The organism is Streptomyces sp. BE20, from assembly GCF_036322525.1.
In the GTDB taxonomy this organism is placed as follows: domain Bacteria; phylum Actinomycetota; class Actinomycetes; order Streptomycetales; family Streptomycetaceae; genus Kitasatospora.
On sequence record NZ_JAQYWW010001134.1, the window covers coordinates 185433 to 203608 of the forward strand.

The 18176-nt window shown below is 75.3% G+C and carries 14 protein-coding genes, 1 tRNA gene and 2 pseudogenes; 9 read left to right on the forward strand and 8 right to left on the reverse strand.

What is annotated here, in order from left to right; genetic code table 11:
• Positions 1-287: 287 nt before the first annotated feature.
• Both snpA and PUR61_RS35740 read left to right on the forward strand, forming a co-directional pair.
• Complete coding sequence (gene snpA / locus PUR61_RS35735) at positions 288-914, forward strand: snapalysin (RefSeq protein WP_329883693.1); 627 nt, start codon at positions 288-290, stop codon at positions 912-914.
• Positions 915-1184: 270 nt separating this feature from the next.
• Positions 1185-1844 (forward strand): pentapeptide repeat-containing protein, encoded by a 660-nt coding sequence (locus PUR61_RS35740; RefSeq protein ID WP_329883694.1) that lies wholly within the window; start codon positions 1185-1187, stop codon positions 1842-1844.
• 98 nt (positions 1845-1942) lie between these two features.
• Here PUR61_RS35740 and PUR61_RS35745 read toward each other — a convergent pair whose 3' ends face one another.
• Positions 1943-2740 carry a phosphoribosyl-dephospho-CoA transferase MdcG domain-containing protein gene (locus tag PUR61_RS35745; RefSeq protein WP_329883695.1) on the reverse strand — a complete coding sequence of 266 codons (798 nt, stop codon included), beginning with the start codon at positions 2738-2740 and terminating at the stop codon, positions 1943-1945.
• A 203-nt stretch (positions 2741-2943) separates the two neighbouring features.
• Here PUR61_RS35745 and PUR61_RS35750 point away from each other — a divergent pair.
• Positions 2944-3352, forward strand: a pseudogene (locus PUR61_RS35750) (hypothetical protein); the annotation flags it as partial.
• Positions 3353-3360: 8 nt separating this feature from the next.
• Here the strand turns inward: PUR61_RS35750 and PUR61_RS35755 are convergent.
• Positions 3361-3710: pseudogene (locus PUR61_RS35755) on the reverse strand (helix-turn-helix transcriptional regulator); the annotation flags it as partial.
• A gap of 185 nt (positions 3711-3895) precedes the next feature.
• On the opposite strand from PUR61_RS35755, the gene PUR61_RS35760 reads away from it, so the two are divergent.
• Positions 3896-4192, forward strand: a complete 297-nt coding sequence (locus PUR61_RS35760) for a hypothetical protein (RefSeq protein WP_329883696.1) — start codon at positions 3896-3898, stop codon at positions 4190-4192.
• 132 nt (positions 4193-4324) lie between these two features.
• Here the strand turns inward: PUR61_RS35760 and PUR61_RS35765 are convergent, their stop codons facing one another.
• Entirely contained in the window at positions 4325-7543 is a 3219-nt protein-coding gene (locus PUR61_RS35765) for a S41 family peptidase (protein WP_329883698.1), read from the reverse strand.
• Between the two features lie 273 nt (positions 7544-7816).
• On the opposite strand from PUR61_RS35765, the gene PUR61_RS35770 reads away from it, so the two are divergent.
• Positions 7817-9499, forward strand: coding sequence for a chitinase (locus tag PUR61_RS35770; protein WP_380357772.1), 1683 nt, complete (start codon positions 7817-7819; stop codon positions 9497-9499).
• Positions 9500-9536: 37 nt separating this feature from the next.
• Here the strand turns inward: PUR61_RS35770 and PUR61_RS35775 are convergent, their stop codons facing one another.
• Entirely contained in the window at positions 9537-9899 is a 363-nt protein-coding gene (locus PUR61_RS35775; RefSeq protein ID WP_329883699.1) for a MerR family transcriptional regulator, read from the reverse strand.
• 65 nt (positions 9900-9964) lie between these two features.
• On the opposite strand from PUR61_RS35775, the gene PUR61_RS35780 reads away from it, so the two are divergent.
• Entirely contained in the window at positions 9965-11164 is a 1200-nt protein-coding gene (locus PUR61_RS35780) for an MFS transporter (RefSeq protein ID WP_329883700.1), read from the forward strand.
• Positions 11165-11227: 63 nt separating this feature from the next.
• Here PUR61_RS35780 and PUR61_RS35785 read toward each other — a convergent pair whose 3' ends face one another.
• Both PUR61_RS35785 and PUR61_RS35790 read right to left on the reverse strand, forming a co-directional pair.
• Positions 11228-11911, reverse strand: a complete 684-nt coding sequence (locus PUR61_RS35785) for a response regulator transcription factor (protein WP_329883701.1) — start codon at positions 11909-11911, stop codon at positions 11228-11230.
• On the reverse strand, positions 11908-13131 hold the full coding sequence (locus PUR61_RS35790; RefSeq protein WP_329883702.1) for a sensor histidine kinase: 1224 nt from the start codon (positions 13129-13131) through the stop codon (positions 11908-11910). The genes PUR61_RS35785 and PUR61_RS35790 overlap by 4 nt, the downstream gene beginning before the upstream one ends.
• 239 nt (positions 13132-13370) lie before the next feature.
• Between PUR61_RS35790 and PUR61_RS35795 the strand changes: the two genes are divergently transcribed.
• Positions 13371-14141: a DUF2306 domain-containing protein gene (locus PUR61_RS35795; RefSeq protein WP_329883703.1), complete on the forward strand. Its 771-nt coding sequence runs from the start codon at positions 13371-13373 to the stop codon at positions 14139-14141.
• 17 nt (positions 14142-14158) lie between these two features.
• Positions 14159-15094 carry a hydroxymethylbilane synthase gene (gene hemC / locus PUR61_RS35800; RefSeq protein WP_329883704.1) on the forward strand — a complete coding sequence of 312 codons (936 nt, stop codon included), beginning with the start codon at positions 14159-14161 and terminating at the stop codon, positions 15092-15094.
• Positions 15095-15190: 96 nt separating this feature from the next.
• Here the strand turns inward: hemC and PUR61_RS35805 are convergent.
• Together PUR61_RS35805 and PUR61_RS35810 are read right to left on the reverse strand one after the other, a co-directional pair.
• Positions 15191-15264: transfer RNA gene (locus PUR61_RS35805), tRNA-Lys, on the reverse strand.
• A gap of 129 nt (positions 15265-15393) precedes the next feature.
• A complete protein-coding gene (locus tag PUR61_RS35810; protein ID WP_329883705.1) occupies positions 15394-16302 on the reverse strand; it encodes an NADP-dependent oxidoreductase in 909 nt (302 codons plus the stop codon).
• A 176-nt stretch (positions 16303-16478) separates the two neighbouring features.
• Here PUR61_RS35810 and PUR61_RS35815 point away from each other — a divergent pair, with 176 nt between their 5' ends.
• Complete coding sequence (locus PUR61_RS35815; protein WP_329883706.1) at positions 16479-18062, forward strand: Na+/H+ antiporter; 1584 nt, start codon at positions 16479-16481, stop codon at positions 18060-18062.
• Positions 18063-18176: the final 114 nt, after the last annotated feature.

Consider the following 18176-nt stretch of genomic DNA (forward strand, 5'->3'; position numbering starts at 1 on the left):
CCGGCCCGTTCGGTGCCGTCCCGTTCGGCACCGGCCCGCACCCGGAGCGTGCCGGGCGCAGCCGCGTCGACTCCTCCCGGCGGAACGTCCGGCCCGGCCGGCGGCCCGGCCTCCTGACGACCCCCGGCGCGGCCCACCGGACGGCCCCCTCCGGCCGGTCGGCGTGCCGGGCGGCGCGCACCACCCCGCGTACGGCCCCACGCACCACCGCACGCCCGGTACCGCCTGCACCACCGGTACCACGCGCTACCCCCCACCCCTCCACCCCCGTGAACGGGAGCCCCCACATGAACCGTGTCTCACGCACCTTCTCGGCCGCGCTCGGCCTGGCGCTGGCCGCCGGTCTGGCCGCCCTGCCCACCACGGCCGCCGCCGCGCCCACCCAGGGCTACACGGCCACCGCCGCCCGCACGACCTCGGTCGCGGAGGACGCCAACAACAAGGCGTTCTACGAGGCGGTCATGAAGTCCGCCAAGGCCAAGCAGGCCGCCAACCCGTACCTGCTGGCCGTCACCGTGACCTACGACGCCAGCAGCGCGCCGACCTTCCGCAACCAGATAGCCCAGAGCACGCAGATCTGGAACAGCTCGGTCGCCAACGTCCAGCTGCGGTCCGGTTCGGCCGCCGACTTCCGCTACTACGAGGGCAACGACTCGCGCGGCTCGTACGCCAGCACCGACGGCCACGGGCGCGGGTACATCTTCCTCGACTACGCGCAGAACCGTCAGTACAACTCGCTGCGGGTCGTCGCGCACGAGACCGGGCACGTGCTGGGCCTGCCCGACCACTACTCGGGCCCGTGCAGCGAGCTGATGTCCGGTGGCGGCCCCGGCACCTCCTGCACCAACCCGAACCCGAACAGCGCCGAGCGCAGCCGGGTCAACACCCTCTGGCGGAACGGCCTGGCCGGCTGACGCCCGACGCACCGCAGGACGGCCCGGCCGCTGAACCCCGGCGGCCGGGCCGGTCCGTGCGCGTGCCCGCCCACTGCGGCGATCCCGAGCAGGGCCGGCGGTGCGCGCCCCACCGTGTCACCGCCGCGCCCGCTCGTGCCGGGCGCCGCCCGGGGAAGCCCGTCGGTGCCGCGCCCGCTCGCGCCGGGCGCCGCCCGAGGGGATCTGTCGGTGCCGCGTGCGAGCATGCGGGCGAGAGTCGTCCGCCGCCGACCGCGAGGTGCCACCGCCATGCCCAAGCCCGTCCCCGACCGCCTGGAAGACCTGCCGTACGCCGACCTGTTGCGCCCGCACACCGGGCCGCTGCGCAGCGACGCGCGCTACGACACCGTCCACTTCGACGGCGGCGAGTACACCGACCTGTCGGCCGCCGGTGCGACCTTCCTGGAGTGCGCGTTCACCGGTGTCGCGCTGAGCGGGGTCAAGCTCCGGCAGGCCCGGTTCAACGAGGCCTGGGTGCAGGCCGGCCGCTGGGTGGCCTGCGACCTCGCCGACAGCGAGTGGCAGGACGCCCTCTTCGCCGGCGGCGTCCTGGCCGGCGTCACCGCGCACGGCTCCGCGCTGCGCCGGGTGGTGTTCCGCGGCTGCAAGCTGGAGGCGGTCAACCTGCGCGCCGCCGTCCTGCGCGACGTCGTCTTCGAGGACTGCCTGCTGCGCGACGTGGACTTCGGTGACGCGCGGCTCACCGACGTCGCCTTCCCCGGCTCCACCCTGGAGGAGGTCCGGCTGCGCGGCGCGACCCTCAGCAAGGTGGACCTGCGCGGCGCCGCCGCCCTGGGCCTGCCCGACGGCCACCAGGGCCTGCGCGGCGCCCTGATCAGCTCCACCCAACTGCTCGAACTGGCACCCCAGTTCGCCCAGGCCCTGGGAATCACCGTGAAGGACGGCTGAGCGCCCCGGCTGCCGGCCCCGGTCCGCCGGTCGTCTGCTGCCCCCGGCCCCCGGCCCCCGGCCCCTGCCCCCGGGCGACGGCGAGGCCGGCACGGGTGTCACAGCTCCCGGGGGAACCACGGGTCGTGGACCTCCCGGGGGCCGTCCGGCGTCAGCAGGGTGACCGTCGGCGGCGCGGCCGCGTACTCGGCCAGCAGGACGGCGCCGTGCCGGGTCTCCAACTCCGCCTGGACGGGCACCCGCAGCCGGCTCAGCGCCCGCCGCAGCTGCAGCGCGTCCCGCCGGCTCACCGGCTGCGGCGCGCGCAGCACCAGCCGCAGCGGGCTCAGCGGGCCGGCCACCGGCTCGCCGCTGCCCAACTCGTAGCCGACCGCGCCGATCGGCCCCCAGGCCAGCCGGTGGTCCGCCACCAGCTGCCCGGCCACCGGGAGAACCGCGAGCGCCGGAACCGCCGCCGTCCGCTGCGGCGTCAGCAGGCCGATCCGGCCGGGGAGTTGTTCGGGCCGGAGCGTGCGGGCCACCGCCGCCCGGGGAACCAGCGCGTCCAGCCGCTGCCCGCGCTCCGGGCCGCGCACCGTCACCGGCAGCCAGGTCTCCGGCGCGGCCGAGGCGTCCCGGACGCAGCTCACCGGATGCGGGGTGTCCGTCGGGGAGCCCGCCACGACGGGCGCCCGGCCGACGGTCACCCAGGGGTGGGCCCGCAGCACCTGCCGCGCCCAGTGCGGCAGCCCGCCGCCGCCGAGCGGGCGCAGCGAGCTCGGACACTGCACGAGCAGCAGGTCGTGGACGCCCGGCAGCCTGCCGTCCAGCGCGGCCAGCGGCCCGACCAGCCGGCGCGGTCCGTCGTGCAGTTCCTCGCTCGGACGGTGGACACCGGTGTGGGCGGCGACGGTCACGGCGGGCTCCTGGGGTGGGATCGGGACCGGCTGACGGGTCCCACCCTGCTCCTGGTCCGCCGCCAGGGATACGGCCTTTCGACGCTTCCACCCGGGACCAACGGCTCAAGGCTCGGGGGACGGGAACGCCTCGGAGGAACGCGTGGGACGCTCGCGGAAAAGGGTGACGTGTTCTGTCACTTCTGGTGCGGACGATGGAGTGCATGAACCGGGAAACCACCACCCCTGACGTCGTCCAGGACGGTCCGCTCCTCGGTCGGATCGCGCTCGTGGCCGGGGCCACCCGCGGCGCGGGGCGCGCACTCGCCGTCGAGCTCGGCCGCGCCGGCGCCACCGTCTACGTCACCGGACGCACCACCCGCACCCGGGCCAGCGAGGTCGGCCGGAGCACGGAGACCATCGAGGAGAGCGCGGAGAAACTGGCGCGACGCCGTCGCCCGGGAACCGGCCTTCGCGATCGCCGAGTCGCCGCACTACCTCGCGCGCACGGTCGCGGCGCCGGCCGCCGACCCGGACCGGGCCGCGCGCCGGAACGGCAGGTCCACCTCCAGCGGGGAGCTCGCCAGGGCCTACGACATCCGGGACGTGGACGGCAGGCCGGACGCCCGGGCCTGCTCCGTGCGCACCGACGGGAGCAGGGTGGCGGTCGGTTTCAGCCGGGCCGCGCTCGCCGCGCTCGCCGCGCTCGCCGCCCGAGGTCCCGCAGGGCCGTGGGCACGCCGGACAGGAAGAGGGTCTCCGCCTCGGTGGGGTGCAGCGTGGTGTGCCGGGTCCGGTAGCCCGGCGGCAGGTGGGAGCCGCCCACCCGGCCACGCTCCGAACGGACCGGGACACCGGCCTCCTGGAGGGCCTGGGCATCCCGGATCACCGTCCGCTCGGAGACCTCCGGCTCACGGGAGAGGGTGGCGGCGGTCACGCCGGGGTTCGACTGGACGAGGAAGGCCGTGCGGATCAGGCGGGCGGCACGCATGCCTCGATGATCGGCGGCCGGGTGAACGGGCACGGCACCGGTTCCGCCCGGGCCACCGGTTCCACCCGGGCCGGCCCACCCGGCCCACCCGGCCCGGCACCCCGCCGCCGTCTCCGCAGCGGATGCGTCCGTCGCGTGCCGGTGTGAGAGTGGGGGCAGCCCGGAAGTCGTCCGGAGGAGGAGTCATGGGCATCTTCGACAGGTTCCGCCACAAGGAGCACGCCGCCGCAGGGGAGGACAGGTCCTCGCTCGGCGGGGGCCACGAGCAGGACACCACCGCGATGGCGGACTCCGCCCAGCGCGCCGCGCTCGCCCACGACGAGGCGGCCGACGCTTTCAACGCCGAGGCCGAGCGGGCCCGTGAGATCCGGGAGGCCGAGGTTCGGGAGTCCGAGGCCCGGCGGTCGACCGGGATCAGCGAGCGGGAGGCCGAGGAGCGGGCCCGCGAGAACATGACGGCCGAGGGCGACCCCTGGGACTGACCCCGCCCGGTCCGCCGCGGGGCGCCCGCCCGCCGGGCGCCCCGGCGGACCGCTGCCGTCACGTCCCCCTGCCTTCCCCGGCGTCCCCGCCGCCGTCCGGGTCACCGCCCCCGAATCCCGTCCGCGTCCGCGTCACCGGTCCCGGGGCGGCAGCGGGGGCCGCCGCAGGTCCGGCCGGGGGGTGTCGTCGGGAGGAGGGACGGCGGCCGGTACGTCGTCCAGCAGCTCCAGCGCCAGCCGCACCGCCATGACCAGCTCGGGGTAGCGGCCCGAGGCCCAGTCCCGGGGGGTGCGCAGCACGTGCACGTCCGGCTCGACGCCGCGGTTCTCCACCGACCAGCCGAGCCCGCCGGTGAACCAGGAGGCGTTCTTCGGCACCGAGATCTGCGTCCCGTCGCCGAGGGTGTGCCGTCCGGTCATGCCGACCACGCCGCCCCAGGTCCGGTTGCCGACCACCGGGCCGAGCCCGAGCAGCCTGATCGCGGCGATGATGACGTCGCCGTCCGAGCTGGTGGCCTCGTCGGCGAGTGCCACGACGGGCCCGCGCGGGGCGTCGCGCGGCCACCGGACCGGCTCCCGGCCCCGGCTGAAGTCCCAGGCGAGTACCCGCCGGGTGAGTTTCTCCAGCACCAGTTCCGAGACGTTGCCGCCGGCGTTCCCGCGGACGTCGAGGACGAGCGCGGGCTTGTCGAGCTCGCGCCGCAGGTCCCGGTTGAACTGGGCCCAGCCTGAGCCGCCGAGGTCGGGGATGTGCAGGTAGCCGCACCGGCTGTCGCTGAACTCGCGGACCAGGGCGCGTCGTTTGGCCACCCAGTCCTGGTACCGGACGGGGCGCTCGTCGGTGAGCGGTGTGACGGTGATCCGCCGCACCTGGCCGTCCGGCCCGCCGCCGCGCAGGGTCAGTTCCACGATGGTCCCGCCGGTGCCGGCGAGCAGCGGGAGCGGTCCGCGCACCGGGTCGACCGGGCGGCCGGCCACGGCGAGCAGCTCGTCGCCGTCGTGCACGCCCTGGGCGGCGAGCGGGGCGCGGGCGCGCGGGTCGGAGGACTCGCCGGGGAGGATGCGGTCGAGCAGCCAGTGTCCGTCGGGGGAGCGGTGGGCGTTGGCGGCGAGCAGGCCGAGCGGCTGCTGGGCGAGGGACGGCCCCTCGCCGCGCCGGGAGGCGGTGACGTAGGCGTGCGAGGTGCCGAGTTCGCCGAGGAGTTCGCGCAGCAGGTCGGCGAAGTCGTCGGGGCCGGCGATGCGCTCCAGCAGCGGCTCGTACTGGGCGACCAGGGCCGGCCAGTCCAGCCCGGACATCCCGGCGTCCCAGAACTGGTCGCGGACGATCCGGGCGGCCTCCGCGTAGGACTGCCGCCACTCGGCGGCCGGCCGCACGGTGTGGGTGATCCGGCGCAGGTCGACGGTGGTGGCGGCGGTGGGGGCGGCCACCGGAAGGATCCGCAGGGTGCCGGACGAGTAGACGGCGACCGAGCCGCCGTCCCCGGAGACGGCGTAGCCGTCGAGCCGGTCGGCGAGGGTGGTGCGGGTGCCGCGGGCCAGGTCGAAGTACTCCAGGGAGGGGCGGCCGGAGGTGTCGTCGGGGTTGGTGAAGGTCTGCCCGAGGGTGCCGGAGATCGGCCAGCGCAGCCAGACCAGCCCGCCCCGGACGCTGTCGGTGGCCGAGTACTTGGAGGCCAGCACCGGGAAGGGCACCAGCCGCTCGCCGATGCCCGCAGGATCGACGTGCACGGTGCCGCCGCCGTCGCCGCGCGGGGCGCCGTCCTCGGCGGGGGCCGCGAACGGGGACGGCGTGTCGGCGGCGAGCGGCACGAGGTAGGGACGGCAGCCGAGCGGGAAGGAGAGGTCGCCGGTGTGCACGTCGTGCACGGGGTCGAAGCCGCGCCAGGAGAGGAAGGCCAGGTAGCGGCCGTCCCGGGTGAAGACCGGCTGCTCGTCCTCGAACCGGCCGTCCGTGACGTCGGTGACGGGCGCGGGCCCGTCGGTGCGGGTGAGCCGGATGCGGCGCAATGAGCGGCCGGCGGCCGGCTGGGACCAGGCGAGCCAGTGCGAGTCGGGGGAGAACCGGGCGCCGGCGACGGGGCCGTGGCCGGAGGCCGCGACCTCGCGCACGGTGCCGTCGGCGGTGGCGAGCAGCAGGAGCCGCCCGTCGGAGGCGGCGGCGGCGAGGTGGGCGCCGTCGGGGGAGGCGGTGAGTTCCAGGACGCGGCCGAGCCGGCAGTCGGCGAGCACCCGGTGGCCGCGCTGTCCGGGGGCCTGCTCGTGGCCGGGCAGCGGCACGATCTCGACCGCGTCCTCGCCGCGGGCGTCGGTGATCCAGGCGGCCTCGCCGGTGTGGCCGAGGACGACCGGCAGCCGGGTGCGTACGCCGGGCGTGTCGGCGAGGGCCCGGGCGGGCCCGTCGCGGTGGGTGAGCCAGTACTGGCTGCCGCGGACGGTGATCACCCCGGCCCGGCCGGTCTGGTCGCAGGCGAGGTCCTTGACGTGCGAGGCGGCGTTCACCTGGTAGGGCCGTCGGCCGGCCCGGGCGCCGCCGAGCGGGACGCGCAGCCGGCGCGGGGCGGGGGCGTCGAGGCTGTCCAGCAGCCAGAGGTCGCCGGCGTGCTGGTAGACGATCCGGGTGCCGTCGCCGGCGGCCTCGCGGGCGTAGTAGGAGGCGTGGTCGGTGTGCCGGCGCAGGTCGGTGCCGTCGGGGCGGCAGGAGTAGAGGTTGCCGATGCCCTCGTGGTCGGAGAGGAAGGCGATCCGGTCGCCGTCCGCCGAGGTGACCGGCATCGGCGAGGCGAGGTGGCCGGGGTGGCCCTCCAGGAGGCGTTCGCCGTCCACCCAGAGCCGGCCGGTGGCGCCGCCCCGGTAGCGCTTCCAGGCGGCCGGTTCGTGCGGGGCGGAGCCGGTGAGGAGCACGGTGTGGGCGGGGCCGACCTGGGCGTCGCCGACCGGCCCCCAGGGCATCCGGCGACCGGGTCCGCCGTCGGCGGGCAGGGCGTGCGCCCAGGTGTAGTGGCCGAAGGGCTCGTGGTACGAGGTGACGGCGAGCAGCTCGCCGTCCGGCAGCCAGCCGCGCAGCCGGGTGTCCTGGCTGCCCCAGTGGGTGAGCCGGTGGGCCTCGCCGCCGTCGACGGGTGCGGTCCACACCTCGGGGGTCAGGCTGTACCAGCCGGTCCAGGCGAGGGTGCGGCCGTCGGGGGAGAGACGGGGGTGGCTGACCCGGGTGCGGTCGCAGCTGACCCGCCAGGCGCGGCCGGTGGTGGCGTCGTCGCCGAGCGGTGCGAGCCAGACGTCGTCCTCGGCGGTGAAGGTCAGCAGGTTCCCGCGCAGGTGGGGGTGGCGGAGGTAACCGGGTGACGTCACTCCTCCATGCTTCGACGGGGTGTCACGTCCGGCAACCGGGGGCGGTCCGGGCGGGCCGGTGGCGGGGCCGTGGCGGGGGCCTCTCCGGGCCGGCGCCCGGGCCGTGGCGGGGGCCGGAACCGGTCTGGACCATTGACACCGAACCGCCGCATCCACTTCAGTGGTCTAGTCCAACTGGTATGCCTGGCCGCGCCGTTCCCCCACCGTCTGCGCGCGTTCCGGCCTGCCCCGGACGACCCCCACGCCCGCGCCTCCGCGAGGAGAGTCCCCCACATGCGCAGATCCCCCGTACCCGTCGTGCCCGCCGTCCGCCGCCGCCCGCGCACGCTGCTGGCCGCCGGTACCGCGTCCGCCGTCGCCGCCGCCACCATGGTCGGCCTCACCCTGGGCCTCGCGCCCTCCGCCTCCGCCGGCGAGTTCCTGGTCAACGGCGGCTTCGAGAGCGGCGCCGTCGGCCCGTGGAGCTGCTCCGCGGCCTCCGGCAGCGTCGTCACCGGCCAGTCCCACGGCGGCAGTTACGCCCTGGCGGCGGCCGCCTCGGCGAGCGACACCGCCCGCTGCGCGCAGACCGTCACGGTCGCGCCCAACACCACCTACACGCTCAGCGCGTACCTGAAGGGCTCGTACGTCTACCTCGGCGTGGACGGCGGCACCTCCACCTGGACGCCCGCCACCGGCGGTGCGTACCAGAAGCTCAGCGTCAGCTTCACCACCGGCGCCAACCAGACCAGCGCCACCGTCTACACGCACGGCTGGTACGGGCAGGGCACGTACTACGCCGACGACGTGTCGCTGGACGGCCCGGGCGCTCCCAGCCCGACCGTCACGCCCACCGCGACACCGACCGTCACCCCGACCGTGACGCCGACGGTGACGCCCACCGTCACCCCGACCGTGACGCCGACCGTGACGCCCACGGTCACGCCCACCACGCAGCCCGGCGGCAAGGCCCTGGTCGGCTACCTGCACGCCAGCTTCGCCAACGGCGCCGGCTACACGAAGGTCGCCGACATCCCGGACTCGTGGGACTTCATCAACCTCTCCTTCGGCGAGCCGACCTCCGTCACCTCCGGCGACATCCGGTTCAACCGGTGCTCGGTCGCCGACTGCCCGACCGTCGAGTCCGACGCCGACTTCAAGGCCGCCATCGCCGCGAAGCGCGCCAAGGGCAAGAAGGTGCTGATCTCGATCGGCGGCCAGAACGGCCAGGTCCAGCTCACCACCGCGGCCGCCCGGGACACCTTCGTCAGCTCCGTCTCGGCGATCATCGACAAGTGGGGCCTGGACGGCCTGGACATCGACTTCGAGGGCCACTCGCTGTCGCTCCAGACCGGCGACACCGACTTCAAGAACCCGACCAGCCCGGTCGTCGTCAACCTGATCTCCGCGATCAAGACGCTGAAGGCCAAGTACGGTCCGAACTTCGTGCTGACCATGGCCCCGGAGACGTTCTTCGTCCAGCTCGGCTACCAGTACTACGGATCGGGCCCCTGGGGCGGCCAGGACCCGCGCGCCGGCGCCTACCTGCCGGTGATCCACGCCCTGCGCGACGACCTCACCCTGCTCCACGTCCAGGACTACAACTCCGGCTCCATCATGGGCCTGGACAACCAGTACCACTCGATGGGCGGCGCGGACTTCCACGTCGCGATGACCGACCTGCTGCTCAAGGGCTTCCCGGTGGCGGGCAACGCGAACAACGTCTTCCCGCCGCTGCCGGCCTCCAAGATCGCCATCGGCATGCCGGCCACCACCAACGCGGGCAACGGCTACGTCGCCCCCGCCGAGGTCAACAAGGCGCTGGACTGCCTCACCAAGCTCACCAACTGCGGCAGCTACGTCCCGAAGGCCGGCGCCCAGCCCGGCCTGCGCGGCCTGATGACCTGGTCGATCAACTGGGACCAGTTCGCGGGCCGGGAGTTCTCGAAGAACTTCGACTCCTACTTCCGCCGCTGACCGGACGGCCGCCGGGCGGCGGGGACACCCCCGCCGCTCAGCGGTCCACCCGGACCGCCTCCAGGTACTCCGCGATCGCGTCCCGGTTGCGGGTGAGGCACCGGATCCGCTCGCTCATGCCGTCCCGCTCCTGCTCCAGGGTGGCGATCATCTCCGGCGTGGCGTCCGGGAAGTGGATGGCCCGGGGCTTGTCGAGGCACGGCAGGATCTGCTTGATGATCCTGGTCGGCAGCCCCGAGTCGAGCAGTCCCCGGATCTGCAGCACCCGGTCCACGGTCGGCTCGTCGTAGGCGCGGTAGCCGTTGGCGCAGCGTTCGGCCAGGATCAGGCCCTGCTCCTCGTAGTACCGCAGCAGCCGCCGGGACGCCCCGGTCCGCTCGGACAGCTCGCCGATCCGCATGTGCCCCACCTCACCCCGGGACTGATTGACCCTCACACCAGTGTGAGCGTTCGAGCATAGCCGCCATGCGGACCACCGACCGACCCACCGCCGTCGAGCAGCGGAAACTCCCCCTGCCCGCCCTGCTGGCCCTCGCCACCGCCGTCTTCGTCACGGCCCTCACCGAAACCCTGCCCGCGGGCGTCCTGCCCGCGATGAGCGCCGACCTCGGCGTCGGCGAATCCGCCATGGGCCAGGCCGTCACCGTCTACGCCCTCGGGACCGCCGTCACCGCCGTCCCCCTGACCGCGGCCACCGCCGGCCGGCCGCGCCGCCGGCTGCTGCTCACCGCCATGGCCGGGTTCGCGGTGGCCAACACCGTCACCGCCCTCTCCACCGACTACCTGCTCACCATGGCCGCCCGGTTCCTCGCCGGGGTCGCCGCCGGCCTCGCCTGGGCGCTGCTCGCCGGGTACGCCCGCCGGCTCGCGCCGCCCGAACTCCAGGGCCGGGCCATCGCCGTGGCGATGACGGGCGTCCCGCTCGCCCTGTCGCTGGGCGTGCCTGCCGGGACCTTCCTCGGCAGGGTGCTCGGCTGGTGGGTGTCGTTCCTGGTCATGACCGTGATCGCGGTCGGCGTGACCGGCTGGATCGCCGCGACCGTCCCCGAGCGGCCCGGCCTGGCCCGGACGGAACGGGCCCCGGTGCTGCGCGCCCTGGCCGTCCCCGGAGTGGCGCCGGTCCTGGCCGTGACCTTCGTCTTCGTCCTCGCGCACACCGTCCTCTACACCTACGTCGCCCCCTACCTCGACCGGCGCGGCATGGGCGGCGCCACCGACACCGTGCTGCTCGCCTTCGGCGTCGCCTCGCTGGTGAGCATCTGGTTCACCGGCGCGCACATCCACCGACGACTGCGTGCCCTGACCGTCGCGTCCACCCTGCTGGTCGCCGCCGCGGCGGCGGTCCTCGGCGTGCTGGCCGGCAGCGCCGTCCCGGTCTACGCCGCGGCCGTGCTGTGGGGCCTCGGCTGGGGCGGCATCCCGACCCTGCTGCAGACCGCCGCGGGCGACGCGGGCGGAGAGCAGGCGGACGCCGCGCAGGCGATGCTGGTCACCCTCTGGAACGCGGCCATGGCGGGCGGTGGCGTGGCCGGCGGGCTGCTGCTCGACGGGCTCGGCGCGGACTCCTTCCCGTGGGCCGTGCTGCTCCTGCTGCTCCCCGTCCTCGCGGTCGTCCTCGCCGCCCGCACCCACGCCTTCCCGTCGCGCCGGACCACGCCGGCCTGACCGCGCCACAGGGCCTGACCGAGCCCCGGGCCGTACGGACACGGGCCGGGGCCCGGCCCGTGGTCAGTACCCGCCCAGCGCGTCCCGGGGCGGCATCAGTCCGCTCCGGTACGAGATGGCGACCGCCTGGGCGCGGTCCCGGGCGTCGATCTTCGTGAGGATCCGCTTCATGTGCGTCTTCACCGTCGACTCGGCGAGGACGAGCAGCGTGGCGATCTCCCGGTTGGACCGCCCCTCCGCCGCCAGCCGCAGCACCTCCCGCTCGCGCGCCGTCAGCTGGGCGAGCCGGGTGTCCTCCGGCGACGGCGGAGGCCGGTCCGCGACACGGCCGACCACCTGCGCCACCAGGTCCCGGGTGACCGCGGGGTCGAGCACCGACTCGCCCCCGGCGAGCGTGTGCACCGCGTCGATGAGCCGCTCGGCCGAGGCCCGCTTGAGGAGGAAGCCGCCCGCTCCCGCCCGCAGCGCGCCCCACACGTAGTCGTCGTGGTGGAAGGTGGTCAGCACCAGCACCCGGGTCGACAGTCCGGCGGCGGTGATCCGCCGGGTCGCCTCCACCCCGTCGATGCCGGGCATCCGGACGTCCATCAGGACGACGTCCGGCACCAGTTCGCGGCAGAGCTCCACCGCCCGCAGGCCGTCCGCGGCGTGGCCGACCACCTCGATCCGGTCGTCGGTCTCCAGTACGAGGGCCACCCCCGCGCGCAGCAGTGCGTCGTCGTCCGCCACGACGACCCGGATGTTCACGGGATCGGGAGCACGGCGCGGAGCCGGAAGCCGCCCTGCTCGCCGCGCTCGTGTTCCACGCTGCCGCCGAGCATCGAGACCCGCTCGGCGATGCCCAGCAGCCCCCGGCCGGGTGTGTACCCGGCGTCGGAGCCCCGGCCGTCGTCGCTCACCTCGATGTCGAGCGAGCCACCGGTACACCGGACGGTGACCGAGGCGGTCCGGGCCCGGGCGTGCTTGACGGTGTTGGTGAGCGCCTCCTGGACGATCCGGTACGCCGACACGTCGAGGCTCCGCGGCACCCGGTCGGCGCCCCGGTCGACCCGCACGCTCACCCGCAGGCCGGCCTGTTCGAGCCGCCCGGTGAGCCGGTCCAGGTCGGCCAGGCCCGGCTGCAGGGCGGGACCCCCGGGTGCCTCGGCACCGCGCCGCAGCAGCCCGAGGACCCGGTCGAGGTCGTCCAGCGCCTCGCGGCCGCTGTGCTCCATCCCGGACAGCAGCTCGCGGGTGCGCTCCGGCTCCCGGTCGAGCAGCCGTCGGGCGGCGCCGGCCTGGATCAGGAGGACGTTCAGGGTGTGGCCGACCAGGTCGTGCAGTTCGCGGGCGAGCCGGGCCCGCTCCTCGGCCACGACCTGCTGGCGCAGCCGCAGCCGGGCGGCGCCCCGCTCCTCGGCCCGCCGGGCCGTGCCGTAGCCGACGGCCCAGCCGAGCAGCCACAGGAAGAGGACGCCGGTCGGGATGACGGGGTAGGTGTGGGCGAGGTCCGCGAAGTAGGCGGCCATGCCGAGCAGGGCGGCGAAGGGGCCGAACCAGGCGCGGCGGCGTGTCGCGTACAGGCCGATCGAGTAGAGGCCGACCAGGTTGGCGTACGGCGAGACGGCGCTGGGCAGGACGAACAGCGCCTCCGCCGAGAGCGCCGCCGAGCCCACCAGGTAGCCGGCCAGCGGCAGGGTCCGCCGGACGGCCAGCGCGCCGGCCGCGACCGCGCTGAGCGCCAGCGCGAGGGGCAGACCGGTGTGCAGTCCGTCGGCCGCCTCGATCCGGTCGACGGCCATGGCGATCAGGAACACGCCCGCCAGGACGGCGTCCCGGGGGCTGGTCCAGTTCGTCCGGCGCAGCGGGCCCGCCCGGCCCGCCCGGTCGGCCGGGCCCGTCCACACCGGCGGGACCAGTCGGCTCATCCGCTTCAGCGGGCTCGTCCGGATCATCCTGATCGGCCGGATCGCGGACGGAGGGCTCATGGCGGCTCCCGGGTGAGGGCGGTGACCGCCGCGCGGGGGTGCGGGCGCACGGGCCGTACGGTAGCGGTGGCCGGCCGGGCCGCGCATCGCCCTGCTGGGGTATTCCGGCGCCGGCCGTCCGGCGGTGCGGCGCCCGCCGGTACCACCTCCGGGGGCGCGCCGGTCACCCGCCCGGAGCAGGCCGGGCCACCCCGAGGGGCGGACGCGCCCGACCGCCCCGGATCCGTACCGTCCGGGGCATGAACGATCCGGACTCCCGTGCCCCGACCGGCACCCCCGCGCCGTCCGCACCGACGGCCGCGCCGCCCGCCCCCGCCGGTGCGCCCGCCGCCACCCGGACCTCGCGCCGCGCCTCCACCGGCCGGGCCCGCCGGGCCGGCTGGTTCGCGGTCACCGCGCTGGCCGCCGCCACCGCCCTCCTCACCTCCCGCTACCTCACCCTCGACCCCGAGGTCTTCCTGGAGGAGCAGCGGGCGGTCTACCTGGCCAACCGGCTCCCGCTCGCCCTGCACGTCGGCGGCGGCGTGCTGGCGATCCTGCTCGGCCCCTGGCAGTTCCTGCCCCGGCTGCGGGCCCGCCGTCCCGGCCTGCACCGGACGATCGGCCGGGTCTACCTGGTCACCGTCCTGGTGACCGCCGCGGGGGGTCTCGTGCTGGTGCCGAAGGCCCTGGTCGGCCCGATCGCGCCGATCGGCTTCGGGATGCTGGACGCTCTGCTGCTGCTCTCCACGGCCATCGCCTGGCGGGCCGTCCGGCGCGGCGAGATAGCCCGCCACCGTGCCTGGATGACCCGCTCCTACGCACTGATCTTCGCCGGGGCGACCCTGCGGGTCTGGCTCGTCGTGATGGACGCCCTCGGCGTCCCGTTCGACCAGGCGTACGCGGCCGCCTCCTGGACGTGCTGGCTGATCAACCTGGTGGTGGCCGAGTACCTCATCACCCGGGCGCCCGCCCCCGCCACGGCGGGTGGCCGCCGTCCGGGTGACCCGTCGCCGGCCCTTCCTGTCTGACGACCTATCATCCGACCATGACCACCGCAGAGTTGATCCGCATCGTCTCCCGCTCCTCGCCCATGGCGCTCGCCCAGGTCGAGCGGGTCCGGGCCGAACTCGCCGTCCTGCACCCGGGGCTGCGTACCGAGGTGGTGCCGGTGACCACCTCCGGCGACCGGTGGATGGGCGACCTGGCCCGGCTCGGCGGCAAGGGCGCGTTCACCAAGGAGGTGGACGAGGCGCTGCTCGCCGGCGAGGCGGATCTCGCCGTGCACTGCCTGAAGGACGTGCCGGCCGACCGCCCGCTGCCGGCCGGCACGGTGTTCGCCGCCTACCTGCGGCGCGACGACATCCGCGACGCGCTCGTCCACCCCGGCGGCCTCGCCCTGGACGAGCTGCCGCCCGGCACCCGGATCGGCACCTCCTCGGTCCGCCGCCGGGCCCAGCTCGCCGCCTCGCACCCGCACCTGGCGTGCGTGCCGATCCGCGGCAACGCCAACAGCCGGCTGGCCAAGCTGGAGGCGGGGGAGGCGGACGCGCTGCTGCTCGCGCTCTCCGGCCTGGAGCGGATCGGCGAGGAGGCCAGGATCAGCGAGGTCCTGCCGATCGAGACGATGTGCCCGCCGATCGGCGCCGGCATCCTGGCCCTCCAGTGCCGCGTCGAGGACACCGCCACCATCGACGCCGTCGCCGGCCTCGGCGACCACCCGACCTGGCGCGAGGCGAGCGCCGAGCGGATGTTCCTGCACGTGCTGCAGGGCCACTGCAACTCGCCGATCGCCGGCTACGCCAAGGCCGAGCCGGACGGCCGCCTCTCGCTGCGCGGGCGGGTCTTCACCCCGGACGGCAAGCAGATCCTGGACGCCCACGAGTGGGCCGGCTCGCTGAGCCCGGAGGACCTCGGCACGGCGACCGCCCTCGCCCTCAAGCGGCAGGGCGCCTCCGAGCTGATCTCCGCCATCCCGCACTGACCGCTACGGGCCCGTCGCGCCGCGCCCGGCGCGCGCCTGCGGACCCGGAAACGCCGGAAGGCCCTTCGCTCTCGCGAAGGGCCTTCCGGCTGTCTGTGCGCCGCCAGGGACTCGAACCCCGGACCCGCTGATTAAGAGTCAGCTGCTCTAACCAACTGAGCTAGCGGCGCCTGCTGACGGCAGGAACATTACCTGGTCAGCAGCCGGAACGCACAATCGGCCGGGGCGGCGGTCCGGTGCCCGGGGCGGCACCCGGCGCGAGACGCCCCGCGCCCGCGCCCGGGGCCCGTCGCACGCCGTCACGGCACGAGGACGACCTTCCCCCGGACGTGCCCGGTGCCGACCAGCCGGTGGGCGTCGGCCGCCCGCTGCAGCGGGAAGGTGTCGGCGATCTCCACCCGCAGGGCGCCCGCCTCCCACAGGCCGACCAGCTCGGCCAGCCGGGCCGCCGTCCGCTCCCCCCGGATCCCCCGGACGCCGAGCCGTCCGGCGCCCGGGTAGTCGACCACGGTGCCGATCCGGTCCCGGTCGGCGACCAGCTCGACGGAGGCCTCCAACGCCCCGCGCCCGGCCGCGTCGAAGGCCGCGTCCACGCCCTGCGGCGCGACCGCCCGGACCCGTTCGACCAGCCCGTCGCCGTACGTGACCGGGATCGCGCCGAGCTCCCGCAGGTAGTCGTGGTTGCGCTCGCCCGCGGTGCCGATCACGGTCACGCCCCGGGCCCGGGCCAGCTGGACGGCGATCGTGCCCACCCCGCCGGCGGCGCCGTGCACCAGGACGGTGTCGCCCCGGTCGACCTTCAGCTGTTCGAACGCGAGGTGCGCGGTCTGCCCGGAGGCGGAGAGCGCCCCGGCCTGCTCCCAGGGCATCCCGGCCGGCTTGCGCACCAGGCGGGCGCCGTCCGCGACGACCCGCTCGGCGCTGCAGCCGAGCAGCCGGAAGCCCAGGACCTCGTCACCGACCGCCCAGCCCTCGGTGCCGGGCCCGAGACGGTCGACCACCCCGGCGAACTCGTTGCCGGGCACCAGCCCGGGCGCTATCTCGACGCCGGCCGGGGCCAGGCCCGCACGGACGGAGAGGTCGACCGGCTGCACCCCGGCCGCGTAGACCGTGACCCGCACCTCGCCCGGCCCGGGGACGGGGTCGGGCACCTCGGCCACCCGCAGCACTTCGGGGCCGCCGAACCGGGGCACGGTGACTGCCTTCATGGGGGAACTCCTGTCTGGTCGACCGTCGGGGCTCGATCATCAGACGTGAAGCCTGCTTGAGGTCAACCCCTGTCCTCGGCGCGTTGCCGCAGTTGAGTGCATTGTCAGATTTATCCTCGACGGCGGCCCGGATCACGTCCGCGCCGTACCCGTCCGTCGCCGAGAGGAACCTCCCCGTGGGCCAGCTGCCCCTGCTCTTCCTGGTGCTGCTCGCCTCCGTGGTGACCATGCCGCTGGCCCGCCGCACGGGCGTGCCGCAACCGGTGCTGATGACCCTGCTCGGCATCGTCATGGCGGTGGTCCCGCAGATCCCGGACATCGCCATCGACCCCGACCTGATCCTGCCGCTGGTCCTGCCACCGCTGATCTTCGCCGTCGCGCGGCGCTCCTCGGTCCGCTACTTCAAGGCCAACATCCGCTCCATCCTGCTGCTCGCCGTCGCCCTGGTGGTGGTCACCACCGTCGCGGTCGCCGGCACCGTGCACTGGCTGCTGCCCGCCCTCCCGCTCGCCGCCGCCATCGCCGTCGGCGCCCTCGTCTCCCCGCCCGACCCGGTCGCCGCCGTCGCGGTGGCCGGCAGCGTCGGACTGCCCCGCCGACTGGTGTCGATCCTGGAGAGCGAGGGCCTGTTCAACGACGTCACCGCGATCGTCATCTACTCGCTGGCCATCGACGCGGTGGTCGGCGGCGACTTCTCGCCCAGCCACGCCGTGCTCCGCTTCGTCCTCTCGGCGGTGCTCGCCGTCGTCATCGGCGTCGCCCTCGGCTGGGCCAACACCAAGCTCGCCTCCTACCTGGAGGACCCGACCCAGCAGGTCGCGCTCAACCTGCTGGTGCCGTTCGCCGCCTACAGCCTGGCCGAGGAGATCCACGGCTCCGGCGTCCTCGCCGTCGTGGTCTGCGGGCTCTACCTGGCCGAGCGGGCCGCCGACGCCGACGCCGTCTCCTTCCGGCTGGTCGGCAACGCCTTCTGGGAGATCGTCGAGATCCTGATCACCGGTGTCGCCTTCGGCCTGATCGGGCTCGAACTGGCCACCGTCCTCAAGGAGGCCGGCTCCGGCTGGACCAGCATGCTCGGCGACGCCGCCGTGGTGATCGCCGTGGTCGTCGTGGTCCGGCTGCTCTGGCTGCTGCCGGCCGGCTGGCTCTCCCAGAAACTGCGCTCCGGCTCCGAGGAGGACACCCCGATCAGCTGGCAGGAGAGCGTGGTGCTCTGGTGGTCCGGGATGCGCGGGGTGGCGACCGTGGCGCTGGCCCTGGCCGTCCCGCTCACCGTCGACTCCGGTGACGCCTTCCCGGAACGCGGCCGGCTGGTCTTCATCGCCTTCAGCGTGGTGCTCTTCACCCTGCTGGTCCAGGGGCTCACCCTGCCCTTGCTGGCCAAGTGGCTCCACCTCGACCTCGACCACGACCGGCACGAGCAGGCGGTCCGCCAGCTCTGGTGGCGCGCCGCCCGTGCCGGCCTCGACCGGCTCGGCGAGCTGGAGGAGCAGGACAAGCTGCCCGCCGAGGTCGCCGACCGGCTGCGGGACCGTCAGCACGACCGGCTGGCCCGGCTCTGCCCCGAGAACTACGCCGAGGAGGAGGCCACCGAGGCCAAGCAGCGTCTCTCCCAGTGGCGCGCCGCCCACAGCGTCGAGCAGGAGATGATCGCCGCCTCCCGGCGCGAGATGCTGGTCGCCCGCGCCGAGACCGGCGCAGACCCGGAGCTGGTCGACCAGGTCCTCCGCGGCCTGGACCTGCGCTCCGAACGGAAGTGACGGACCCTCCGGGGAGGGCCCCGCCCCGCGCCCTCCCCGCGCGGGGCGGGCCCGGCCGTCCCGCCCCGCGCGGGGCGGCTCCGCATGCCGGCCGGACGGTCCGTGACATCCCGG